22 protein-coding genes are annotated in these 22247 nt (G+C 72.1%); 12 read left to right on the top strand and 10 right to left on the bottom strand.

Annotation, left to right across the window (positions count from 1 at the left end; all coding sequences use genetic code 11):
* Window positions 1-12: 12 nt before the first annotated feature.
* On the top strand, window positions 13-600 hold the full coding sequence (locus tag QSK15_RS11665) for a YflT domain-containing protein (protein WP_285794179.1): 588 nt from the start codon (window positions 13-15) through the stop codon (window positions 598-600).
* A 46-nt stretch (window positions 601-646) separates the two neighbouring features.
* On the opposite strand, the gene QSK15_RS11660 is transcribed toward QSK15_RS11665, so the two are convergent.
* Together QSK15_RS11660 and QSK15_RS11655 are read right to left on the bottom strand one after the other, a co-directional pair.
* Window positions 647-1234 carry a DUF1684 domain-containing protein gene (locus tag QSK15_RS11660; protein WP_285794178.1) on the bottom strand — a complete coding sequence of 196 codons (588 nt, stop codon included), beginning with the start codon at window positions 1232-1234 and terminating at the stop codon, window positions 647-649.
* Window positions 1235-1267: 33 nt separating this feature from the next.
* Entirely contained in the window at window positions 1268-1837 is a 570-nt protein-coding gene (locus tag QSK15_RS11655) for a TetR/AcrR family transcriptional regulator (protein WP_285794177.1), read from the bottom strand.
* Between the two features lie 48 nt (window positions 1838-1885).
* Here QSK15_RS11655 and QSK15_RS11650 point away from each other — a divergent pair, with 48 nt between their 5' ends.
* Window positions 1886-2374 carry an FBP domain-containing protein gene (locus QSK15_RS11650; protein ID WP_285794176.1) on the top strand — a complete coding sequence of 163 codons (489 nt, stop codon included), beginning with the start codon at window positions 1886-1888 and terminating at the stop codon, window positions 2372-2374.
* Between the two features lie 34 nt (window positions 2375-2408).
* Here the strand turns inward: QSK15_RS11650 and QSK15_RS11645 are convergent, their stop codons facing one another.
* Window positions 2409-2942 carry a GNAT family N-acetyltransferase gene (locus QSK15_RS11645; RefSeq protein WP_285794175.1) on the bottom strand — a complete coding sequence of 178 codons (534 nt, stop codon included), beginning with the start codon at window positions 2940-2942 and terminating at the stop codon, window positions 2409-2411.
* 156 nt (window positions 2943-3098) lie between these two features.
* On the opposite strand from QSK15_RS11645, the gene QSK15_RS11640 reads away from it, so the two are divergent.
* Window positions 3099-3581, top strand: coding sequence for a MarR family winged helix-turn-helix transcriptional regulator (locus QSK15_RS11640; protein WP_285794174.1), 483 nt, complete (start codon window positions 3099-3101; stop codon window positions 3579-3581).
* Window positions 3582-3592: 11 nt separating this feature from the next.
* Window positions 3593-4579 (top strand): pirin family protein, encoded by a 987-nt coding sequence (locus QSK15_RS11635; RefSeq protein WP_285794173.1) that lies wholly within the window; start codon window positions 3593-3595, stop codon window positions 4577-4579.
* Between the two features lie 64 nt (window positions 4580-4643).
* Here QSK15_RS11635 and QSK15_RS11630 read toward each other — a convergent pair whose 3' ends face one another.
* Window positions 4644-4772, bottom strand: a complete 129-nt coding sequence (locus tag QSK15_RS11630; RefSeq protein ID WP_285794172.1) for a hypothetical protein — start codon at window positions 4770-4772, stop codon at window positions 4644-4646.
* Between the two features lie 134 nt (window positions 4773-4906).
* Between QSK15_RS11630 and QSK15_RS11625 the strand changes: the two genes are divergently transcribed.
* Window positions 4907-6496 (top strand): phospholipase D family protein, encoded by a 1590-nt coding sequence (locus tag QSK15_RS11625; protein ID WP_285794171.1) that lies wholly within the window; start codon window positions 4907-4909, stop codon window positions 6494-6496.
* On the opposite strand, the gene QSK15_RS11620 is transcribed toward QSK15_RS11625, so the two are convergent.
* Entirely contained in the window at window positions 6445-7194 is a 750-nt protein-coding gene (locus QSK15_RS11620) for a hypothetical protein (protein WP_285794170.1), read from the bottom strand. The genes QSK15_RS11625 and QSK15_RS11620 overlap by 52 nt on opposite strands.
* Before the next feature lie 377 nt (window positions 7195-7571).
* Between QSK15_RS11620 and QSK15_RS11615 the strand changes: the two genes are divergently transcribed.
* Window positions 7572-8396 carry a SigB/SigF/SigG family RNA polymerase sigma factor gene (locus QSK15_RS11615; protein WP_030335027.1) on the top strand — a complete coding sequence of 275 codons (825 nt, stop codon included), beginning with the start codon at window positions 7572-7574 and terminating at the stop codon, window positions 8394-8396.
* 115 nt (window positions 8397-8511) lie between these two features.
* Here the strand turns inward: QSK15_RS11615 and QSK15_RS11610 are convergent, their stop codons facing one another.
* The 3 genes from QSK15_RS11610 to QSK15_RS11600 are packed head-to-tail and all read right to left on the bottom strand — an operon-like array spanning window position 8512 to window position 11285.
* Window positions 8512-9102 (bottom strand): GNAT family N-acetyltransferase, encoded by a 591-nt coding sequence (locus QSK15_RS11610; RefSeq protein ID WP_285794169.1) that lies wholly within the window; start codon window positions 9100-9102, stop codon window positions 8512-8514.
* Window positions 9099-10610: an APC family permease gene (locus QSK15_RS11605; RefSeq protein WP_285794168.1), complete on the bottom strand. Its 1512-nt coding sequence runs from the start codon at window positions 10608-10610 to the stop codon at window positions 9099-9101. The genes QSK15_RS11610 and QSK15_RS11605 overlap by 4 nt, the downstream gene beginning before the upstream one ends.
* 48 nt (window positions 10611-10658) lie before the next feature.
* On the bottom strand, window positions 10659-11285 hold the full coding sequence (locus tag QSK15_RS11600) for a GOLPH3/VPS74 family protein (RefSeq protein WP_279517368.1): 627 nt from the start codon (window positions 11283-11285) through the stop codon (window positions 10659-10661).
* A gap of 140 nt (window positions 11286-11425) precedes the next feature.
* Between QSK15_RS11600 and QSK15_RS11595 the strand changes: the two genes are divergently transcribed.
* The 3 genes from QSK15_RS11595 to hrpB are packed head-to-tail and all read left to right on the top strand — an operon-like array spanning window position 11426 to window position 15103.
* Window positions 11426-12292, top strand: coding sequence for a helix-turn-helix domain-containing protein (locus QSK15_RS11595; protein ID WP_285794167.1), 867 nt, complete (start codon window positions 11426-11428; stop codon window positions 12290-12292).
* Window positions 12293-12333: 41 nt separating this feature from the next.
* Window positions 12334-12534, top strand: coding sequence for a DUF397 domain-containing protein (locus QSK15_RS11590; protein WP_285794166.1), 201 nt, complete (start codon window positions 12334-12336; stop codon window positions 12532-12534).
* A gap of 28 nt (window positions 12535-12562) precedes the next feature.
* The gene (hrpB, locus tag QSK15_RS11585; protein WP_285794385.1) at window positions 12563-15103 is read left to right on the top strand and encodes an ATP-dependent helicase HrpB; all 2541 of its coding nucleotides are present in this window, start codon (window positions 12563-12565) and stop codon (window positions 15101-15103) included.
* Window positions 15104-15111: 8 nt separating this feature from the next.
* Here hrpB and QSK15_RS11580 read toward each other — a convergent pair whose 3' ends face one another.
* Complete coding sequence (locus QSK15_RS11580; RefSeq protein ID WP_285794165.1) at window positions 15112-15837, bottom strand: PP2C family protein-serine/threonine phosphatase; 726 nt, start codon at window positions 15835-15837, stop codon at window positions 15112-15114.
* 273 nt (window positions 15838-16110) lie between these two features.
* Here QSK15_RS11580 and QSK15_RS11575 point away from each other — a divergent pair, with 273 nt between their 5' ends.
* Window positions 16111-18720 carry a glycoside hydrolase family 9 protein gene (locus QSK15_RS11575; protein ID WP_285794164.1) on the top strand — a complete coding sequence of 870 codons (2610 nt, stop codon included), beginning with the start codon at window positions 16111-16113 and terminating at the stop codon, window positions 18718-18720.
* Between the two features lie 65 nt (window positions 18721-18785).
* Here the strand turns inward: QSK15_RS11575 and QSK15_RS11570 are convergent, their stop codons facing one another.
* On the bottom strand, window positions 18786-19442 hold the full coding sequence (locus QSK15_RS11570) for an HAD family hydrolase (protein ID WP_285794163.1): 657 nt from the start codon (window positions 19440-19442) through the stop codon (window positions 18786-18788).
* Window positions 19443-19652: 210 nt separating this feature from the next.
* Here QSK15_RS11570 and QSK15_RS11565 point away from each other — a divergent pair, with 210 nt between their 5' ends.
* The gene (locus QSK15_RS11565; protein WP_285794162.1) at window positions 19653-20567 is read left to right on the top strand and encodes a hypothetical protein; all 915 of its coding nucleotides are present in this window, start codon (window positions 19653-19655) and stop codon (window positions 20565-20567) included.
* 110 nt (window positions 20568-20677) lie between these two features.
* Complete coding sequence (locus QSK15_RS11560; RefSeq protein WP_285794161.1) at window positions 20678-21928, top strand: HNH endonuclease signature motif containing protein; 1251 nt, start codon at window positions 20678-20680, stop codon at window positions 21926-21928.
* The last annotated feature ends 319 nt before the right edge of the window (window positions 21929-22247 follow it).

Raw genomic sequence — 22247 nt, 5'->3', positions numbered from 1 at the left:
GGGAGGATGCTCATGACGTCAGCTTCGGGGCCGACCGCCGCCTGGCGGCCCGGCACACAGGGTGGCGACCTGCTTCCATCCGGGCCGGCCGGCCGCCTGTCGACACCGGCCGGGGACGGCCACGGGCCGCAGACCGGCCCGCCGACCGTGACGATCGGCTCGTACCCGGACTATCCGAGCGCGCAGCGGGTCGTCGACTATCTGGCCGACAACCGCTTTCCGGTGGAGCACAGTGCGATCGTCGGCACCAACCTCACCCTGGTGGAGACGGTGCTCGGGCGGATGACCACCGGTCGGGCCGGTCTGCTCGGCGCGGGCACCGGCGCCTGGTTCGGGCTCTTCATCGGCCTGCTGTTCGGCATCTTCACCGTCGGCAACTGGCTGGCGGTGATCCTGGTCGGGCTGGTCATCGGTGCGATCTGGGGTGCCGTGTTCGGCGCGGTGGCGCACGCCATGACGGGCGGGCAGCGAGACTTCACCTCGGCCAGCTCACTGCGGGCCGGCCAGTACGCGGTGACCGTCGACGCCCAGCTCGCCGACCAGGCGCGACAGCTGCTCGGTCGGATGCAGATGCCCGGTTCGGCGGCGAACGCCCGCTGAGCGAACGATCGACCGGCCGTCCCGGCAGCCACGCCGGGGCGGCCGGTCAGTCGTGGTACGCCATCTCGCCGGCGCGCAGTGGCACGTCGACCCGGTTCTCCGGGGGCGCCAGCGGGCAGGCCCAGCGGTCGTCGTAGGCGCAGCTGGGGTTGTAGAGGTAGTTGGCGTCGAGCCGGACCCGGTCGCCGGGCAGCAGCTCGACACCGCGGCCGAAGGTGCCCTTCACCGTGTCGGTGAGGTACCGCCCACCCCCGTAGCTCTCCCGCCCGCAGGTGCCATCGCGCAGCGGAACGAAGAGCCCACCCCCGTACGCCTCGATCCACCAGAGGGTCAGCGGCCCCCACGGCGTCTCGGCCACCGCGACCCGCCGGTACGCGACCACCCCGTCCGGGCCACCGGTGTCGATGCGCAGCTCGCCGCTGGCCGGGCGCAGCGGCGCCTCGACCACGGCCTCGGGATTGGGCGGGAAGTAGCGCACCCCGGGAAAGTCGGGCCGTTGCGCCGCGGGGATCGGGCTCTGCGGGTGGGTGGCGAAGAGTTCGTCGCGGCGGGCCCGGAAGCCGACCAGGTCGACGTCGGACAGGTACAGCCGGGCGACCCGCTCCCGCCAGTCGGCCAACTCGAGATCATCCACAGCACCGAGCCTATGCCGTGCCGCCACCGCAGTTCAGCGCGGTGGCCAGTTGGTGAGCACGGCGTCGAGGGCGTCCAGGGTGCGCGACCACGAGTCGTCGGTGGGGCGCGGGGTGTGCCGGAATCCGCCGGTCCGCTCCAGGCTCACGAACCCGTGGAACGTGCTGTGCATCATCCGCACCGCGTCGGTCTGGTCGGGCTCGGAGAGTCGGTAGCCGCGCAGGATCGCCCGGGTCATCTCGGCGTGCCGGACGCCCGCGCTCGCGGCGGCGGTCTCCGGGTCGAGGTCGATCTGCATGGCGGCGTACCGGCCCGGGTGCTCGCGCGCATAGTCGCGGTACGCGTTGGCGAACGCCACCAGCGCGTCCTTGCCGGCCCGGCCGGCGAGCGCGTCGGCGACCCGGTCGGCCAGCTCCGCCAGCGCCAACAGAGCGATCCTGACCCGCAGCTCGTGCGCGTTCCTCAGGTGGAAGTACAGGCTGGCGTCCTTCACCCCGAACTGGCGGGCGAGCGCGGCGACAGTCACGTTCTCCACGCCCACCTCGTCGGCCAGCTCGGCTGCGGCCAGCGTCAGACGCTCGGCGGTCACCCCGGCACGTGCCATTCAGCACACCCCTCTAGTTTTTTGCCTAACAGGACTAGGCTGGCACCTATGCTAGCCCCAACCGAATCCGCCATCCGCGCCTCCTTCGTCAACACCACCCAGGGCGAGGCGAAGCGGCTGGCCCTACCACACGATCTTGAGGCGCGATCCTGGAGCGACCTCGACTTCCTCGGCTGGCGGGACCCCGCCGCGCCGCAGCGGGCCTACCTCGTCACCGAGACCGACGGCGAGCTGGTCGGAGTGGCACTGCGGGTCGCACCGCAGCAGACCGGGCGGGTGCGACGCAGCATGTGCTCGCTCTGCCTGACCACGCACACCGGCGACGGCGTCTCGCTGATGACCGCGCGCAAGGCCGGTTCCGGCGGACGGCAGGGCAACTCGGTGGGCGTCTACGTCTGCTCCGACCTGGCCTGCTCGCTGTACCTGCGGGGCAAGAAGCACGCCGGGCCCCGCATGCACGAGACGCTGACAGTGGCGGAGAAGATCGACCGCACCAGGGCCACCCTCACGGCGTTCCTCCGCAAGGTCACCGAGTGACGGTTCGCGCCGACAGCGGCCAACCCGGGCCGGGCTAACGGTCGGTGGCGAGGCGGGCGTGCAGGTGCTCGTCGTAGCGGCGGCCGTCGCCGTACCGGTAGGACTCGCGCAGGGTCCCCTCGGCCGGGTAGCCGGCCCGCTCGGCGACCCGGCAGGACGCCGGGTTGGCCACCGCGTGGCACAGCTCCACCCGGTGCAGCCCGAGGTCCGCGAACGCCCAGTCGGTGAGCCGGACGACGGCGCGCAGCGCCACGTGACGCCCGCGCGCCGCCGGCGCCGTCCAGTAACCGATGGAGGCGTCGCCGTGCCGGATGTGGTGCAGCGACACCGAACCCAGCAGGTCGCCGTCGTCCGCCGAGGTCACCGCCAGGGAGGCATGGTCCCCGGCGGACCAGTCGGCGCGGCGGCGTACCCAGAGCAGCGCCACCTCGTCGTCGATCAGGCCGTCACCCTGCGGGTTCCACTGGGCGATGGCCGGGTCACGAAGAGCGGCGCGCACCGCCGGAGCGTCCTCGTCCCGCCAGGGGCGCAGCAACAGCTCGCCGGCGGCGAGTTCCACGTGTTCCACGAGGCCGGAGTCTGGCACACCGCACGGCCTTCGCGCCGCCGGATTACCGCACCTTTTCTTCAAAACTGCATGAGTCGCCCGTTAGACGCCAGGGAAGTGACCAAGACAACGCCAATGGCAGTAGTTAAATTTTGAAGTAGTGCTATCGTCGTGGGCATGACCGAGAGCCTGGACAGCACCCGAGAGGCCGCCTGGCGGGCCTACATCGAGGCCAGCCAGCGTCTCTACACCCAGTTGGAAGAAGACCTGCGGGCCGACAGCGACCTCAGCTTCGCCGACTACCACGTGCTGGTCCTGCTCTCCGAGGCACCGGGGCAGCGGCTCCGGATGGGCGAGCTGGCCAGCCGGTTGATCTTCTCGCCCAGCCGCCTCACCTACCAGGTCTCCTCCATGCAGCGTCGTGGCCTGGTCAGCAAGGAGCCCTGCCCGGACGACCGGCGCGGCAGCGAGGCGGTGCTCACCGCGGCCGGGCTGCTCGCGCTACGGGAAGCCGCACCCCACCATCTGGCGTCGGTGCGCACCCATCTGATGGACGACCTCGACGATGCCGAGGTCGCCTGCCTCACCCGGGTCTTCGATCGGCTCGGCGAGCGCCTGCGGGCATCGCGGGACGGCTCGACCACCCCTGCCCCACGTTAGGAGCCTTCGACATGCCCGCGATCACCGTTGACAACGTTCTCGTCCTGCCCCGCCTGCCTCGACTCGACGAGGCCACCACGATCCGACCGGTCCGCACGGTGACCACCGCGCCCAGCGGCTTCGAGGGTGAGGGCTTCCCGGTCCGCCGCGCCTTCGCCGGGGTGTCGACCACCGACCTGGACCCGTTCATCCACCTCGACCAGATGGGCGAGGTCGACTACGCGCCGGGCGAGCCCAAGGGAACACCGTGGCACCCGCACCGCGGCTTCGAAACCGTCACCTACATCATCGACGGCGTCTTCGACCACCAGGACTCCAACGGCGGTGGCGGCACCATCACCGACGGCGACACCCAGTGGATGACCGCGGGCAGCGGCCTGCTGCACATCGAGGCCCCACCGGAGCACCTGGTGGTCAGCGGCGGGCTCTTCCACGGCACCCAGCTGTGGGTCAACCTGCCCCGCTCGGCCAAGATGAACCCGCCCCGCTACCAGGACATCCGGGGACGCGAGTCGGCGCTGCTCACCACGCCCGACGGCGGCGCGTTGATCCGGGTCATCGCCGGCGAGGTCGCCGGGCACCGCGGCCCGGGTTCGACCTTCACCCCGATCACCATCACGCACGTCACCGTGCAGCCGGGCGCGCAGGTCGACCTGCCCTGGCGGCCCGACTTCAACGCCCTGGTGTACGTGCTGGGCGGTCGCGGCACCGTCGGCGCCGACCGGCGGCCGGTGCGTACCGGCCAGCTCGCGGTGCACGGCCCGGGTGACGCGCTGCGGTTCAGCGCCAACACCACGCAGGACAGCAACACCCCGGCGCTGGACCTCTACATCATGGGTGGTCAGCCGATCCGGGAGCCGGTGGCACAGTACGGCCCGTTCGTGATGAACACCCGCGACGAGCTGCTCAAGGCGTTCGAGGACTTCCAGGCCGGCCGCCTCGGCGTGATCCCCACCGAGCGGCTCCCGCACACCGGCGGCCAGGGCGCACGGCCCTGACCACGGTCGACCGCTGAGATCGGCGCCGACGCCTCCGGTTCACCCCGGGGGCGTCGGCGCCGCCTCAGGAGACCGCAAAAATCCCGGCGACACCCAGAATCACCATCACCAACACCGCTACCAGCGCACCCCGCTCACTCTCCACCGCCGGCTCGCGGTTGTCGGTCATGGGGTTCGTCGTGTCGCGGGGCATCGTGTGGCCTCCTCGGCTGTTGTCGCGTCACTTGCGATGGCGTTGGCCAGGTCACCGCTCGGTTCGCCTGGCGTGCGGACCCGCGGCGGGGGTCCTACCGTGAGGACGTTGCCGACCTCCAGGAGGGCTGGACGGTGCCGTTGCAGGACTGGTTTCTCACCGCGGAGGAACGCGCCAACCCGACCTCTGGGATACCCGTGTGGACCACGGGAAACCTCGCCGAGCCGTTGATTCACGGTGCCGCCTACTTCGACCGGCTGGTCGACGAGGTCGAGGCGCTGGGCGCCGGGGACCACCTGTTCTTCACCGACTGGCGGGGTGACCCGGACCAGCGGCTGCGCCCGGACGGTCCGACCGTGGCCCAGCTCTTCGCGCAGGCCGCCCAACGCGGCGTGGTGGTCAAGGGGTTGATCTGGCGGTCGCACCTCGATGTCCTGGCATACAGCGAGGCGGAGAACCGCGACCTCAGCGAGACGATCTCGGCCGCCGGCGGGGAGGTGCTGCTGGACCAACGGGTCCGCCGCGGCGGCTCGCACCACCAGAAGCTCGTGGTGCTGCGACACCCGGGCGCACCCGAGCGGGACATCGCCTTCGCCGGCGGGATCGACCTGTGCCACAGTCGCCGCGATGACGCCGCGCACCACGGGGATCCGCAGGCGGTGCAGATGTCCCAGCGGTACGGGCCCAATCCGCCCTGGCACGACGTGCAGCTCGCGGTGCGCGGTCCGGTGGTCGGCGCCTTGGACACCCTGTTCCGGGAACGCTGGACCGACCCGATGCCGCTGGACTCGGAGAACCCGATGGCCTACCTGCGGGATCGGCTGCGCGGCTCGGACCTGCGCCCCGACCCGCTGCCCGAGCAGCCGGCGGATCCGCCACCCTGCGGTCCGCACCAGATCCAGGTGCTGCGCACCTATCCGGCCGTCCGTCCCCGCTACTCGTTCGCACCGGACGGGGAGCGGACCGTGGCCCGGGGTTACACCAAGGCGGTCCGTCGTGCCCGCCGACTCATCTACCTGGAGGACCAGTACCTCTGGTCGGCCGAGGTCGCCGAGCTGTTCGCGCACGCGCTGCGGGACAACCCGGAATTGCACCTGGTCGCCGTCGTTCCCCGCCACCCGGACGTGGACGGCAAACTGGCGTTGCCGCCGAACATGGTCGGACGCGAGCAGGCGCTGTCGCTGTGTGAACGGGCCGCACCGGACCGGGTGCACGTGTTCGACGTGGAGAACCAGGCCGGCGGCCCGGTCTACGTGCACGCCAAGGTGTGTGTGGTCGACGACGTCTGGGCCAGTGTCGGCAGCGACAACTTCAACCGGCGGTCCTGGACGCACGACAGTGAGTTGTCCTGTGCGGTGCTCGACGAGACGCCGGACCAGCGGGAGCCCACCGACCCGGCGGGGCGGGGCGACGGCGCGCGCAGCTTCGCCCGGGACCTGCGACTGCGGCTGTGGCGCGAGCACCTGGACCGTGACCCGGACGGCCGGGAGGACGCGGACCTGCTGGACCCGGCGGACGCCGTCGCGGCTGTCACCGCCGCCGCCGACGCGCTACAGCAGTGGTACGACGATGGCCAGGTGGGTGACCGGCCGCCCGGGCGACTGCGCCCGCACCGCCCCGAACGGCTGCCGTGGTACACCAGGGCGTGGGCGCTGCCGGTGTACCGGTTGGTCTACGACCCGGACGGCAGGCCGCTGCGCGCGAGACTGGCCGGCACCTGGTGAAGCGACCGGGTCGGCTCGGGCGCGGGGGCCCGGTACACGTTCAACCCACCGGGGTAGGCGAACGACGAGCGCGGTGAGTAGTAGCCGAAGCCGATGGTCAGCGGGTTGGCGGGGCGCAGCGCGTACATCGGGTGGCCGCGCTGGAGGAACTCCACCGACTCGATCTCGAACGGGGCGACCGGCTCGGCGACGAACGGGTAGGCCGAGCTGAGCAGTTGGCCGTCGCGTCGGGTGAAGTAGCGGTGGTGCCCGCTGCTGATCGCGTGCCCGGTCTCCCCCACCCGACACCGCGCCTGGATCACCGTCGTGCCGTCGATCTCCGTCTCGGCGAGCAGGTCCTCGCCGGTCACCTCGATCCGGGTGCGCCCGGCGAACACCGGGGCGCCGCGGGCGACAGCGTACTCACGCACCAGCCGGCTGGAGGCCACGTAGTGGGTCCACCAGCCACCCGCGTTGAGGCCGCCGGGCGCGTCGACGCCCAGCAGCGAGACGCCGAGGTAGGTCAGCGAGTACGCGCCGAAGCCGGAGGTCTGCGTCTCGTCGTCGACGACGTACTGGTTGAGGAAGACCTGCCGGTCGGGGCGGGGGCTGAGCCCCGGCGGGACCAGGGCGGCGACGGCGTCGGGATCCGCCGGCAGCCAGCTGAAGTAGAGGCTGCGGCTGTTCACGACGAGCTGGGGAGCGGTTGGATCGAGCACGGTGCCTCCGAACCGGGTGTGTACAGGCGACGCTACGGCCAGTCCCGCCAGCGGGACAAGGACGGATAGTCGACACTCCGGCCGACTTGTCGGATTTCGTGTTGACCGGTCGACGTGGCCCGGGGGCCGATCGGTGGAGCCGGTCGGACGACCGGGCAGCGCTTCTGCGGCCGAGAAACCGGGTAAGGCTCCTCACAGCGACCCCAACTTCCTGCCGATTTGCCCGTTTTGTTATTCAACACCCCTTAAGTACATCAGCCTTTCGGCTAGATTTCGGGGAGACGATCAGGTTAAGGTGACTCCCGAACGGCCCATTGGAACTTAAACCAAAGCGTCACGTCTCTTTGTCCGTGGACGAGGTGCAGGGAGGACCACCCATGACCGCGCCAACGATCACCGAGCAGCCGAGCACCGCCGCCAAGGCGAGCGCCAAGCTCGACCCGCGCGCTCTCACCGACAGCGCTGCCGACGTGCTCAACGCGATGGCGGCGCTGCCCGCCAACCACCCGTCGCGCCCCGCGCTGCGAGACCGGGCGATCGAGGCGTGGCTGCCGCTCGCCAACCACCTGGCCCACCGCTACAGCGGGCGCGGCGAGCCGAACGACGACCTGGCGCAGACCGCCGCGATCGGCCTGATCAAGGCCATCGACAAGTTCGACCCCTCGCGCGGTGTCGACTTCGCCGGCTACGCGATCCCCACCATCATCGGCGAGCTCAAGCGCCACTTCCGCGACCGCACCTGGGACATCCGGGTGCCCCGCCGGCTCCAGGAGCTGCGGCTGGCCATCTCCGACGCCAACAGCTCGCTGCTGCAGACCCTCGGCCGCTCGCCGACGGTCGCCGACATCGCCGCGCACCTCAAGCTCACCGAGGAAGAGGTGCTGGAGGGCCTGGAGGGCGCCCGCGCGTACAACGCGGTGTCGCTGTCCACCCCGACCGGCGACGGCGAGCGTGCCACCGAGCTGGGCGACATGCTCGGCGGCGAGGACAGCGAGTTCGAGCTGGCTGAGCTGCGGGTCGCCCTCGGCCCAGCACTGGCCACCCTCGACGAGCGCGAGCAGAAGATCCTCACCCTGCGCTTCTACGGCAACCTGACCCAGTCGCAGATCGCCGACCAGATCGGCGTCTCGCAGATGCACGTCTCGCGGCTGCTGACCCGGGCGCTGACCAAGCTGCGCGGCCAGCTCGACGGCACGTACTGACCGGTTCACGCCAGCAGGGCCGGGTCCATCGGACCCGGCCCTGCTGGCTGTCCGCACTGTCACGTCAACGTGACAGTGCGATCCGTGTCGTACCGGTCGCGCCGACCCGGGCGGGTCAGCGGCCGACCGGCTCCCGCCACATCGGCCAGAACGGCGTGCCGTCGGGCACCCGGAACGGCTCGCCGGCCAGATAACCGTGCTTCGCGTACAGGTCCCGACTGCGCGGGCTGCTCGCCTCCAGGTACGCCGGCATTCCGTTGGCGTCCAGCCAGGCGTGGTGGTGGCGCATCAACGCGCTCCCCAACCCCTGCCCCTGCCGGCCCGGCTGGGTCGCCAGGAACGCGAGGTGATGGTGATCCGGATGCGGATGGTTCGCCGCGAACAGCTCGTCGAGGTGCTGGAACCGGTCGGTCCACTCGCCGCACGCGGCGGCCAGTCGGGCGTCGTAGTCCGTCGGCGGCGGCGCCGGCTCGCCGACCGACGGAAACCAGACGGCGACCGAGGCGCGATCCGCCGTGGCGTGCACCATGCCGTGCCGCATCGCGTGCCCGACCAGGATCTCGAAGTCCCCGGCCAGCACGGCCTCCCGCTTACTCGCGTCCGGGACCAGCCACGTCGTCACCTCCAGGACGGTGAACGCCTCGGCGATCCGACCCGCCACGAGGCTGGTCTCCTCCGGGCCGAGCCGCTCGATGACCACGCTCATCGGGTCACCTCCACGGCGGCCGGCGGCTGCGACGTGACGGCGGCGGCAGCGCTCGCCGCGCCCAGGCCGATCCGGGCGTAGGTGTCCGGGCGGTTGCTGCGCAGCAGCAGGGCCCAGCCGATGCCCAGCAGTGCCGCCACCGGGTACGCGGCGGGCAGCGCCCAGCGCAGGGTGGAGTCCGGGGAGACGCCGAGCAGGTTGGCGAAGTTCGACACGGCCAACCAGATGATCACGAAGAGCGCGATGGTGGCCAGGCCGGGCGCGATGGCCCGCCGCCAGAGGTTCTCACCGCTGGCCGAGCGGGCGAAGTAGACGATCACCGCCACCGAGGTGGTGGCGATCAACAGCAGGACGCCGAAACCGCCGGTGGTGCCGACCCAGAAGAACAACTGGACCACCGGGTCCCAGTCGTTGACCGCGTACAGCAGGATGACCAGCAGCCCGAGGACGCTCTGCGCCACCGAGGCGGCCCGTGGCGCCCCGGTCCGGGCCGAGGTCTGCCCGAACACCGCCGGCAGCACCCGCTCCCGACCGAGCGCGAACGTGTAGCGGGCCGTGGTGTTGTGGAACGAGATCATGGCGGCCAGCACCGAGGTCAGGAAGAGCACCTGCCCGATGGTGACCACGGTGTCGCCGAGCTGCGCGGCGGCCAGGTTGAAGATCAGCTCGACGCTCTGCTCGCCGGCCGCGGCGACGATCTGGTCCTGCCCGACGGCGACCGTCATGGTCCAGGACGACAGCGCGTACAGCCCTGCGATGATCGCCACCGAGAGGTAGGTGGCCAGCGGAACCGTCCGCTTCGGATCCTTGCTCTCCTCGCTGAAGACCACCGCCGACTCGAAGCCGACGAAGCCGAGGATGGCCAGCACCAGCACCGCGCCGAGGCCGGGCACGAAGAGGTTGTCCGGCGAGAACGAGGCGAAGCTGACCTGACCGTCGGCCGGGTTGCTGATCTGTCCCAGGTCGAAGACGAGGACCACCACGATCTCGGCGACCAGCAGCGCGGCCAGGACCATGCCGTTGAGGTCGACCCGGAGCAGGCCGAGCAGGCCGACCAACGCCCAGGCCACCAGGGCCACGACGGCCCAGTGCGGGTGCCCGCCGAAGAGCCGGTCCAGCACCGGCTGGGCCGCCGCGCCGATGGTGCCGTACAGCCCGACCTGCAGCGCGTTGTACGCGATCAGCGCGACCCAGGCGGCGCCCACGCCGGCCGGTCGGCCGAGGCCCCGGGAGATGTAGGCGTAGAAAGCGCCGGCGTTCTCCACCCGACGCGACATCGCCACGTAACCCACCGAGAAGAGCGCGAGCACCGCGGCGATCAGCAGGAAGGCCAGCGGGATTCCGGTCACCCCGATGACGCCGTAGCCGGTGGTGACGACGCCGGCCACCACGGTCAGCGGCGCCGCGGCGGAGAGGACGAAGAAGATGACCGACGGGATGCCGAGGCGACCTCGGGCCAGGGCTTCGGAGACGTTGCTGGGTCGGTCGACTGTCGATGTCGGGGGCATACGACTACTCCGGTTGTCGAGGGGAGGGTTGGGGGTTACCGGGACGGGTCAGGGGATGCCGCGCAGCACGGCGGCGCCGACGGCGGCCTCGGTGTGCCCGACGAGTTCCTTGAGCGGGGCCGGCAGCGCGGGGATGAGGACGTTCAAGCGGTGATGGGCCCGGGGGCCGGCGCTCCACAGCACCTCGCGGGTCAGCCCGGCGGCCACGACCAGGCCGAGCAGCAGCGCGTCCGGCACGCCCGGCGGGTCCGGCCGGTCCAGAAGGGCCCGCAGCCGGGTGGCCGGCCAGGCCACCGCGTTGAGGTCGATCGGCAGGTAGGTGACTGTGGTACGCAGCAGCCGGCGGCTCTCCTGCCGGCGCAGCACCCCGGCGCGTGCCAGCCGCTCCCCCACCGAGGTCGTCGCGCTCTGCGCCAGGAAGCTCAGCCAGGTGTTCAGCTCCCGGTGCTGGGACTCACCGACCAGTTGGTCCAGCACGGTGTGCGCCAGCGCGTCGGCCGGCGGGCGACGGTCGATGACGGTGACCTGCCCACCCAGCACGGTGATGTGTCCATACAGGATCAGCTCGCCGAGCAGACCGCCGGCGAGCCCGAGCCCCGTCGCCGCCGGGTGCAGTTTCGCCTTGCCACGACTGTCGTTGTGCGCGATCAGGAAGAACTCGTCGGCGATGAGCAACGGTCCTCCCGCACAGGTGTGTCCACAGTGATCGCGACCGGGAAAGGATGCACCGACAGCTACTGCAACGCAACTCCCAGATTTGAAAGTTGCACTCCGTGCAGGCGCGACCTGCGAATCTGTCGTGGCAGACTCGGACGGTGACCGCCACCCCCGCCATCCGACCCGCTGCCAGCCCGACCGTCCGGCGACGCCGCATCGCGCGGGAACTCCGCCAACTTCGGGAACGCGCGGGCATGACCCTCGATGTGGCCGCCCGTCAGCTCGACATGTCCAAGAGCAACCTCTCCCGGATCGAAACCGCGCAGATCGGTATCAAGCCACGCGACGTCCGGGCCGCCCTCGCGCTCTACGAGGTGACCGGCTCGGATGCCGAAGCGCTCATCGAGATCGCCCGAGGGGCCCAGCAGCGGGGCTGGTGGCAGAACTACAGCGACGTGCTCCCCGAGTGGTTCGAGTTCTACGTCGGGCTGGAGGCCGAGGCGGCGACGCTGCGCACGTACGAGGCCGAGTCGGTGCCCGGCCTGCTACAGACCGAGGCGTACGCCCGGGAGATCTTCCGGCGCACCGCTGGCGAGGACGGGCTGGAGCGCAAGGTCGCCGCCCGGCTGCGCCGGCAGGAGGTGCTGCGCCGCGACGACCCGGTCGACCTGTCAGTGGTGATCAATGAGGCGGTGCTGCTGCGCCCGGTCGGCGGCGCCACGGTGATGGCCGAACAACTGGTCCACATGAGCCGGATCGCACAACTACCCAACGTGACAATTCAGGTACTTCCGTTCGCGGCCGGCGGGCATCCGGCGATGAGCACCCCGTACGTGATCCTCCACTTTGCCGACGCCGGCGACGCGTCAGTGGTTTACCTGGATAACCTCACGATGGGGCTGGCTCTGGAGGAAGCCGATCATGTGCTCGGGTATAGCCTTCTGCACGAGGAGCTGTGCCGGATGGCGCTCGATCCGACGGCGTCGTTGACCCGCCTGGAGCATGCTTCTCGTAACTTTGCGTGACCGCTTCTGCGGCACGCCGACGCAGACGAGAGGTACCGCGGATGACGGCGTACGACCTGACCCGAGCGGACTGGCGCACCAGCACGCGCAGCAGCGGCAACGGCAACTGCGTGGAGGTCGCGACAGTCGACGGTCAGGTCGCCGTCCGGGACAGCAAGGACCGCTCCGGCCCGGTGCTCGCCTTCGGTGCGGTGACCTGGCAGGCCTTCGTACGCGGCGTCGGCGAGGTCCGTCGGTCCTGACCCATCCGGGCCGGTGCGAGACTGGGCCGTGCTCTCCGACGTAACCCTCGACCTGCCGGTCCGTCCGGTGCTGCCGGCGCTGGTCGCGGCACTGGACGAGGCCGGCGCCGGCGTGCTGGTGGCCCCGCCGGGCACCGGCAAGACCACCCTCGCGCCGCTGGCGGTGGCCGACCGGGTGACCGGTCGGGTGGTGATCGCCCAGCCCCGCCGGGTGGCGGCGCGTGCCGCTGCCCGGCGGATGGCCGAGCTGCTCGGCGAACGGGTCGGTGAGCGGGTCGGCTACGCGGTACGCGGCGAACGCCGGGTCGGCCCGGCCACCCGGATCGAGGTGGTCACCACCGGCCTGCTGGTCCGCCGGCTGCACCACGACCCGGAGCTGCCCGGCACGGGTGCCGTGCTGCTCGACGAGTGCCACGAACGCCAACTCGACGCCGACCTCGCGCTGGCCTTCACCGTGGAGGCACGCGCCACCCTCCGGCCGGACCTGTGGCTGCTGGCGATGTCGGCGACCCCGGACACCGACCGGTTCGCCGCGCTGCTGGGCGGGCCCAGCCCGGCCCCGGTGGTCCGCGCCGACTCGGCGTCGCATCCCGTACAGCGGGTCTGGGCGCCCCCGGCCCGCCCGATCGCCGCGCCCGGGGCCGGGCCGGTGGACCGGGCCCTGCTCGACCACGTCGCCGCCACCGTCCGGCGGGCGCTGCGCGAGCACGACGGCGACGTGCTGGTCTTCCTGCCCGGGGCCGGCGAGATCGCGGCGGTCACCGGCCGGCTGAGCGACCTGCGGGACACTGTCGCGCTCCTGCCCCTGCACGGCCGTCAACGCGGTGCCGAGCAGGACGCCGCCCTGCGTCGCGCGGACCGGCGGCGGGTCGTCCTGGCCACCGCGTTGGCCGAGACCAGTCTGACCGTCCCGGGCGTGCGGGTCGTGGTGGACGCCGGGCTCTCCCGGGTGCCCCGGGTCGACCTGGCCCGTGGGTTGGGCGCGCTGGTCACCGTGCCGGTCTCCCGGGCCGCCGCCACCCAACGGGCCGGCCGGGCCGGCCGGGAGGCCCCCGGGTACGTCTACCGCTGCTGGTCGGGGGCGACCCACGAGCGGCTGCCCGCCCGCGCCGAGCCGGAGATCGCCACCGCCGACCTGACCGGTTTCGCGCTGGAGCTGGCCGCCTGGGGCCGACCGGACGGCGTCGGGCTCGCGCTGCCCGACGCGCCGCCGGCCGCCGCGATGACGGTCGCCCGGGACACCCTGCGGACCCTGGGCGCTGTCGACACCGACGGTCGGATCACGGCACGGGGGCGGTCGATCGCCGCCGCCGGGGCGCACCCGCGGCTGGCCCGGGCGCTGCTCGACGGCGCCGGCCGGGTCGGCGCCGACCGGGCCGCCGAGGTGGTCGCCCTGCTCGCCGAGGAGAGCGCCGCCGGCCCCGGTGACGATCTGGTCGCCGGTTGGCGTCGGCTGCGCACCGGCGTGGACGCGGGCGCGACCGCCCGCTGGCGCGCCGAGGTACGCCGGTTGCGCACCGCGCTGCCGGCCGGTGCCCCGCCGACGGTCCGCGCCGATACCACCGGCGACCGCGGCGCGGGTGGGCTGAGCGACGATCTCGCCGCCGGGCTGCTCGTCGGTCTGGCGTACCCGGAACGGTTGGCCCGGGTGCGGCGGCCGGGCGGTTCGGCGTACCTGATGACCGGCGGGACCGCCGCGGAGCTGGCCGCCGGCTCGGGGCTGGCCGGGTCCGACTGGCTGGCGGTCGCGGTCGCGGATCGCACCCCCGGCGCGCCGTCGGCCCGCGTCCGCCGGGCCTGCCCGGTGGACGAGGCGACAGCCCGGGAGGCGGCCGGCCCGCTGCTGCGCACGGACCGCGAAATCGGCTGGATCGACGGGGACGTGGTGGCCCGGGAGGTTACCCGGCTGGGCGCGATCGAGCTGGTCCAGAGACGGGTGGACCGGCCGGACCGGGCGGAGGTGGCCGCCGCCCTCCTGACCGGCCTGCGTCAGGACGGCCTCGGGCTGCTGCAGTGGACGCCGGCGGCGCGGGCGCTGCGCGAGCGGCTCGCGTTCCTGCGGCATCACCTGGGCGATCCGTGGCCGGAGGTCGACGACGACTCGCTGCTCGACGCCGCGCCGAGCTGGCTGGGCCCGGAGCTGGCCGCCGCGCGACGGCGGGCCGACCTGGCCCGGGTGGACGTGCCGTCAGCGCTGCGCCGGCTGCTGCCCTGGGCACAGGCCGCCCGCCTGGACGAGCTGGCCCCGGAACGGATCGACGTGCCCAGCGGCTCCCGGATCCGGCTGGACTACAGCGACCCGGCCGCGCCGGTGCTCGCCGTGAAACTTCAGGAGACGTTCGGCTGGCCGGCGGCCCCCCGCATCGCCGACGGTCGGGTGCCGGTGCTGCTGCACCTGCTCTCCCCCGCCGGCCGGCCGGTGGCGGTCACCGCCGATCTGGCGTCGTTCTGGCGTACCGGCTACCCGCAGGTCCGCTCGGAGCTGCGCGGGCGCTATCCCCGGCACCCGTGGCCGGAGGACCCGGCAACGGCGACACCCACCCGGCACGCCACGCCACGTCGGCGCTGAGCGCCGGCCTACTCCTCGACCACGTCGGCCACCACGACGGTGACGTTGTCCGGCGCGCCCGCGTGCAGGGCAAGGTCGATCAGTTTGCTGGCGCAGGCGTCCCGGTCCGGATAGCCGCCGAGCACCTCGGTGAGGGTGTCCGGGCGGACCACGTTGGAGAGGCCGTCGCTGCACAACAGCCACCGGTCGCCGGCCCGGGGCACCATCGTCGCGTACGACGGGGAGACCTCGTCGCCCTGCAGGGCCTGGGTGACCACGGCGCGGCGCGGGTGGCTGCTGGCCTGGTCCGCGGTGATCACACCCTGGTCCACCAGCATCTGGACGAACGTGTCGTCCCGGGTCACCTGCTTGAGCACGCCCTCGCGGAACAGGTAGGCGCGGGAGTCGCCGACGTGCGCGAGGGCCAGGCAGCTGCCGGTACGGGCGAAGAGCAGGGCGGTCAGCGTGGTGCCCATGCCCTGGCGCTCAGGATCCTCGGCGACCGCCTGGCGGATCCGGGAGGTGGCCAGCGCGATGCCCCCTTCCAGCGCGGCCACCAGGGCGTCCTCGGGTGTCTCGACGTCCAGCGGGGCGACCGCGTCGATGGTGAGGGCGCTGGCCAGGTCGCCGGCGGCCATCCCGCCCATGCCGTCGGCGACGGCGACGAGCCAGGTGCCGGCGTGAAGGGCGTCCTGGTTTCCGCTGCGGATCAGCCCACGGTCGCTCGTTCCTACGGAACGCAGCTTCAGGGTCATGGGAGGCAGCCTGCCAGGCGAAGGGCGCAGTTGTCTCTAGGAGATCAGGACGACGGCGCGTGGCGCGGCCAATCTCACGTTCGGGTGGCGGCGCGTCGGGGAGCACCCGCCGGGGTGACCGCCCTCGTCGTACGCCGGAACCCATCCAATCAGATCAATTGACATGAGGTACCGACGCTGGAAACATCGAGCCGACAACTGGGAGCGCTCCCAGAATTCGTCGCCCCACAGTGCCACCACCACGTCCCACTTCCCGTCCCGGAAGGACTCCCCGTGACGCCATCCCGACGCCGCCTCCTGTTGGCTGCGGCGACCACTCTGGCCCTCACCGGCGCGGGCGCCGGCGCGGCCCACGCCGACCCACCACCGGACGCCCCCGAGCAGATCGACAACGGCGACTTCAGCGCCGGGGTGAGCCCCTGGTTCTCCTTCGGCACCGGCCCGCTGGCGGTCACCGACGGCCGGCTCTGCACCACCGTGGCGGGCGGGCTGGCCAACCCGTGGGACGCCGGCATCGGCCAGGACGGCGTACCGCTGATCGCCGGCGCCGAATACACCCTCGGCTTCGCGGTCTCCGCCACCCCCGGCGCCGCGGTCAAGGCCGTGTTGCAGCTCGGCAGCGCCCCCTACACCACGTACGCGGCGGTGGACGCCACAGCGACCGGCACCGCCCAGCGGGTCGAGCAGACCTTCACCGTCCCGGACACCAACCCCAACGCTCAACTGATCTTCCAGGTCGGCGGTGCCGCCCAGGCGCAGACCATCTGCCTGGACGACGTCTCACTGCGCGGCGGCGAGCCGCCCGAGCCGTACGTGCCGGACACCGGGCCACGGGTGCGTGTCAACCAGGTCGGCTACCTGCCTGGCGGCCCGAAGAACGCCACCGTCGTCACCGAGGCCACCGACGCGCTGCCCTGGCAGCTGCGCAGCGCCGCCGGCGCCGTCGTGGCCAGTGGCACCACCACCGCCCGCGGTGTCGACGCCGCCTCCGGGCAGAACGTGCACACTGTCGACTTCTCCAGCTACCGCACCCCGGGCACCGGGCTCACGCTCACCGTGGACGGCGAGACCAGCCACCCGTTCGACGTCTCCGGCGCCCTCTACGACCAGCTGCGCTCCGACTCGTTGCAGTTCTTCTACGCCCAGCGCAGCGGCATCGCCATCGACGGCGACCTGATCGGCGACGAGTACGCCCGACCCGCCGGCCACCTCGGCGTCGCACCCAACCAGGGCGACACCAACGTGCCCTGCCAGCCGGGTGTCTGCGACTACTCGCTGGACGTGCGCGGCGGCTGGTACGACGCCGGCGACCACGGCAAGTACGTGGTCAACGGCGGCATCGCCACCTACCAGCTGTTGAACACCTTCGAGCGGACCAAGACGGCCGCCACCGCCAACGGCGGCGCGGAACTCGCCGACGGCACGCTGCGGGTACCCGAGCGCGACAACGGGGTACCGGACATCCTCGACGAGGCCCGCTGGGAGCTGGAGTTCCTGCTGCGCATGCAGGTGCCCGCCGGCAAGCCGCTCGCCGGCATGGTCCACCACAAGATCCACGACCAGAACTGGACCGGGCTGCCGCTCGCCCCGCAGGACGACCCGCAGCCGCGCGAGCTGCACCCACCGTCGACGGCGGCCACCCTCAACCTCGCCGCCACCGCCGCGCAGTGCGCCCGGCTCTTCGCACCCTACGACGCGGCGTTCGCGACCCGCTGCGGCACTGCCGCGAAGACGGCCTACGCCGCCGCCAAGGCCCACCCCGCGGTGTACGCCAGCCCGACCGACGGCACCGGCGGTGGCGCGTACGACGACAGCAACGTCACCGACGAGTTCTACTGGGCGGCGGCCGAGCTGTACCTGACCACCGGGGCGCAGACCTACCTGGCCGACCTGACCGCCTCACCACACCACACCGGCAACGTGTTCGACGCCCGTGGCTTCGGCTGGCAGAGCGTCGCCGCGCTGGGCCGCCTCGACCTGGCCACCGTGCCGAACGGGCTGCCCGCCGCCGATCTGGCCCGGGTCCGCGCGTCGGTCACGGCCGCGGCCGACACGTACCTCGCCGAGCTGCGCCGCCAGGCGTACGGGCTGCCCATGCCCGGTGACGCCAACAGCTACTTCTGGGGCGGCAACAGCAACGTCATCAACAACGCCGTGGTGCTGGCGACCGCGTTCGACCTGACCCGCAACGCCGCCTACCGCGACGGCGCCGTGCAGGCGATGGACTACATCCTCGGTCGCAACGCCCTGAACATCTCCTACGTCACCGGGTGGGGCGAGCACGCCGCGGAGAACCAGCACAGTCGGATCTTCGGCCACCAGCTCGACCCGAGCCTGCCCCGACCGCCGGCCGGTTCCCTCGCCGGTGGCCCGAACGCGGCCCTCCAGGACCCGTTCGTGGCGCAGTTGCTGGCCGGCTGCGAGCCGATGTTCTGCTACGTCGACGACATCAACTCGTACTCGACCAACGAGGTAGCGATCAACTGGAACTCGGCGCTGACCTGGATCGCCTCGTTCCTCGCCGACCAGGGTGACGCCGGCGCGGTGCCGGCCACCACCTGCTCGGTGCAGTACGCCAACTACGGCACCTGGCAGGGCGGCACCGGGTTCACCGCCCAGCTGACCATCCGCAACACCGGGTCCACCGCCGTCAACGGCTGGAACGTGCGTTTCGCGTTCACCGGCGACCAGCGAGTACGCGAGGCGTGGCTGGCGAAGGTCACGCAGTCCGGTGCGACGGTGACCGCCCGCAACGAGTCGTACAACGCCAAGATCGCACCCGGCGGCACTGTGACGTTCGGCTTCAACGCGACGACGGCCGGCGGCGCCAACCCGAGCCCCGGCCTGGTCACCGTCAACGGCGCGGCCTGCTCGCTGACCTGACCCCCGTCCTGGTGGCCGCCCGGGGAAGGCGGCCACCAGGACGGCACGAACACGCGGTCGGCGGGTCAACCGCCGGCCGCGTTGTGCGTCGCCACCAGGCTCGGCAACTCGACGAGCGAGTCGATCCGGAACAGGCACCGCTCGGCCACCGCGGAGGGGTCGAGGATGTACCCCCACGGACCGCGTCGGATCAGGCACGTCTTCATGCCGGCCGCCAGGGCCGGGCGGACGTCGTTGTCGGGCCGGTCCCCCACGTACAGGATCGACGACGCGACCCCGCCGCCCGCGTCGACGACCCGCTCGAAGAACGCCGGTGCCGGCTTCGCCACGCCCCACCGGTGCGACGTGCCGATCACGTCCACGGGCAGGTCGAGACCGCGCAGGGTCGCCTCCGCGTGAGCCGGCTGGTTCCCGGCCAGGCCGACGAACAGGCCCTGGTCCTTCAAGGACGTCAGGCACTCGCGCGCGTCCGGGTACAGGTCCTCCTCGGCGAACGACTCCGGCCGGCCGGCGGTCTCCCGACGGGCCAGCTCAGTGGTGAGATCGAAGTCGGGCCGGAAGGCCCGGAACGCCTCCTGATAGTCCAGACCCCTGGCGATCACCGCGCCGAAGACCGCCGAGAACGTGTGCCGGGGCACGCCGAGCCAGTCGGCCCAGTCGGCGAACTCGTGGGACTCGTCGAGAATGGTGCCGCCAACATCGAAGAAGACCGCGCTGATCATGTCTGTCCCCGTTCCTCGTCGCGGTCGCCGTCGTGCGGTCGCCGTCGTGCGGTCGCTGTCGTGCGGTCGTGGTGTCGCTGGAGCCTAGGTGGGGTTGCCGGCAGTCGGTGTCCCTCGCGGCGGCGCTGTCGAGCTGATGACGTGGACGAATCACCGGACCGCCGGCAAAACCGGTGGAGCGGCAGGGCGACGTCAGCCAGGGTGAGGCCCATGGATGGTGACGAACTGGCCGGTGCGGAGCGTCGGGTGTGGGCGGCGATGCCGGCAGGGACGCGGACCGCGCTGGCCGGGCTGTCCGGGGCGGACCTGCGGACTCTGCTGTTGGCGGTGGCCCGCGACCGGGCGGCGGCCGTACCCCCGTCGGAGGTGGTACGCCGCTGGCGCGAGGACCGGTTCGTCCGCCCGGCCGGCGCCGACCCGCGCGTGCTGGCTCGGGTGGAGGCCCGGATGTGGCAGCTGCTGCCCGCCGACGTCTCCGGTGTGGAGCTGTCGCCGGTCGTACCGGTCGGCACCTGCTCGGCGGTCGCCCGGGGCGGCCAGAACAGGATCGTCACCACGATGCGCGCCAGCGAGGTGCTGAGCGACCCCACCAACGCCCTCGCGGTCGAGGCTGCGGTGCGTCGCCGCCGGCAGAGCGAGGTGCACCTGGCCGCCGTCCACCGGGTGCTGCGGGCGCAGGATTTCGGCGCCGGGGCGTCGGCGCACTTCCGGCTGTTCGCCCTGGTGTCCAGCGCCCGGGACACCGGCTCGGGCGGGACCGAGGCCCGGCTGCTGGTCCGGCACCTCAGCTACTGGCGGACCGTCCTCGCCGAACTGGCCCCGGCAGCCGTCCCGCAGTTGCACGTCACCCCATTCGACGACCAGGTCGTCCGGGAACGGCTGGCCGACACCGTCCGACCGGCGTTCGCCGGGGGTACGGTGCCGCTCGTGGACGAGCCGGAACGCACCCGAGGTCACGGCTACTACACCGGGTGCGCCCTACGGATCAGCCTCCTCGGTGACGACCTGGAGATCGGCGATGGCGGCCTCACCGACTGGACCGCCCGGCTGATGGGCGACGCCAAGGAACGCTGTCTCATCTCGTGTCTCGCCACCGAACGCCTCATCGACGGCACCAGCGGCTGAACGGGACCGGGCGACGACCGTTTTGCCGACCGATTGCCCCTCCCGGAAGCGGCCGAACCTGGCCTGCCGACCGAGCCGGAAGTGTCGTACACCTGTTCTATTGTCGGTCCATGTTGGAGGAGCTCGCGCAGGCGGAGGTGGCAGTCGCGGGCTGCCTCGACACGTCGGCGTGGGCTCTTGCAGAGCACGACCTCGTTGCGGCACTCGACGCCACGCACCGACTCGAGCAACGCCTTGCCGCGGTCAAGCTGACTCTCGTCCGGGAGCTGGACGGCCGAGGCAGCGCGACCGCACAAGGCGCGTCCTCGACGGTCGTGTGGTTGCGCGAACGGCTACGCCTCGGCGTCGGCGTCGCCCGCCGCTTGGTCGAGCTCGCCGCCACGCTCGACGCCGCCCCGGCCGGGGTGCGGGACGCGCTGGCCGCTGGATCCGTCGACGTCGAGCAGGTTCGGGTCATCGCCGCCACGGTCGAGACCGTGCACAGCGCTGCCGGCACGGAGGTCGCCGACAAGGCCGTCGGTGTCCTCGTCGACTGGGCCGCACAGTTCGACGCCACTCAGTTGCGCAGGCTCGGCACCCGCATCCTCGACCACGTCGCCCCGGACGTCGCCGACGCCGCCGCCGAAGCGGCGTTGCGGGCCGACGAGTCCCGGGCCACCCGGGACCGGCACGTCACCATCAGCGAGCAGACCGACGGCCGGCTGCGCCTCACCGGCATCCTCGATCCAGAGGCTGCGGCGCTGCTCCGCACCGCCATCGACCCTCTCAGCGCACCCACCGGGCCGGACGACACGCGAACATCCGGGCAACGTCGCCACGATGCCCTGGCCGAAGTCTGTCGACTCGCACTACGCGGTGGCGAACTGCCTGATCACGGCGGTGACCCGACCCAACTCGTCGTCACCACCAGCTACGACGGGTTGACGCGGCAGTTGGGCGCCGGTGCTCTCGACACCGGCCTTCAGCTCACCCCCGAGGCCGTGCGTCGACTCGCCTGCGACGCGGCGATCCTGCCCGCCGTCCTTGGCGGCAGCGGGCAGACGCTCGACGTGGGCAGGCAACGCCGACTCGTCACCGGCCCGCTACGACGCGCCCTGGTCCTGCGCGACCGAGGCTGCGCCTTCCCTGGCTGTGATCGTCCACCGCGCTGGTGCGACGCCCACCACATCCGGCACTGGGCCGACGGTGGCGCGACCAGCCTCGACAACGCGGTGCTGCTCTGCGGCCACCACCATCGACATCTCCATCACAGCGACTGGAGCGTGCGGCTCGGCGGCGACGGGCATCCCGAGTTCGTGCCGCCCACCTGGCTCGATCCCGACCGACTCCCTCGCCGCAACCAGTACCACCGACGAACGTGACATCCCGTCAGCCCGAAGCCGACCAGACAGGCCAGGCGCGACACACAGGCATTGCCGCCACAGGCGCCATGGCAGGCACACAGGCCGTGGTCGGCACATGCACCATGGTCGACACGCGCACCATGCCAGGCACACGAGCCAGGGCGGACACAAGCGCCAGGAACTACACAGTGAACCGGAGCCGACGCAGGAGCCACGAGCCAGACACAGACCGAAGTCCACGCAGAGGTCAGAGACGCAACCTGGAGGCGGGTTGTGTCGGGTGCGGCACGGCACGGGACATCGCAGCGCAGGCGTCGGGCCTAGCGTCGAGGTGTGG

It is taken from the genome of Micromonospora sp. NBRC 107095 (assembly GCF_030269705.1).
GTDB classification, from domain to species: Bacteria; Actinomycetota; Actinomycetes; order Mycobacteriales; family Micromonosporaceae; genus Micromonospora; species Micromonospora parva.
This window is presented reverse-complemented; position numbering and strand designations above follow the sequence as displayed.

What these genes read in the sequence shown, in the direction of transcription:
- QSK15_RS11665 (WP_285794179.1), top strand. Translation starts at nt 13, where the DNA reads ATGACGTCAGCTTCGGGGCCGACCGCCGCCTGGCGGCCCGGCACACAG.
- QSK15_RS11655 (WP_285794177.1), bottom strand. Translation starts at nt 1,837, where the DNA reads ATGGCACGTGCCGGGGTGACCGCCGAGCGTCTGACGCTGGCCGCAGCC.
- QSK15_RS11650 (WP_285794176.1), top strand. Translation starts at nt 1,886, where the DNA reads ATGCTAGCCCCAACCGAATCCGCCATCCGCGCCTCCTTCGTCAACACC.
- QSK15_RS11640 (WP_285794174.1), top strand. Translation starts at nt 3,099, where the DNA reads ATGACCGAGAGCCTGGACAGCACCCGAGAGGCCGCCTGGCGGGCCTAC.
- QSK15_RS11635 (WP_285794173.1), top strand. Translation starts at nt 3,593, where the DNA reads ATGCCCGCGATCACCGTTGACAACGTTCTCGTCCTGCCCCGCCTGCCT.
- QSK15_RS11630 (WP_285794172.1), bottom strand. Translation starts at nt 4,772, where the DNA reads ATGCCCCGCGACACGACGAACCCCATGACCGACAACCGCGAGCCGGCG.
- QSK15_RS11615 (WP_030335027.1), top strand. Translation starts at nt 7,572, where the DNA reads ATGACCGCGCCAACGATCACCGAGCAGCCGAGCACCGCCGCCAAGGCG.
- QSK15_RS11610 (WP_285794169.1), bottom strand. Translation starts at nt 9,102, where the DNA reads ATGAGCGTGGTCATCGAGCGGCTCGGCCCGGAGGAGACCAGCCTCGTG.
- QSK15_RS11605 (WP_285794168.1), bottom strand. Translation starts at nt 10,610, where the DNA reads ATGCCCCCGACATCGACAGTCGACCGACCCAGCAACGTCTCCGAAGCC.
- QSK15_RS11590 (WP_285794166.1), top strand. Translation starts at nt 12,334, where the DNA reads ATGACGGCGTACGACCTGACCCGAGCGGACTGGCGCACCAGCACGCGC.
- QSK15_RS11580 (WP_285794165.1), bottom strand. Translation starts at nt 15,837, where the DNA reads ATGACCCTGAAGCTGCGTTCCGTAGGAACGAGCGACCGTGGGCTGATC.
- QSK15_RS11570 (WP_285794163.1), bottom strand. Translation starts at nt 19,442, where the DNA reads ATGATCAGCGCGGTCTTCTTCGATGTTGGCGGCACCATTCTCGACGAG.
- QSK15_RS11565 (WP_285794162.1), top strand. Translation starts at nt 19,653, where the DNA reads ATGGATGGTGACGAACTGGCCGGTGCGGAGCGTCGGGTGTGGGCGGCG.
- QSK15_RS11560 (WP_285794161.1), top strand. Translation starts at nt 20,678, where the DNA reads ATGTTGGAGGAGCTCGCGCAGGCGGAGGTGGCAGTCGCGGGCTGCCTC.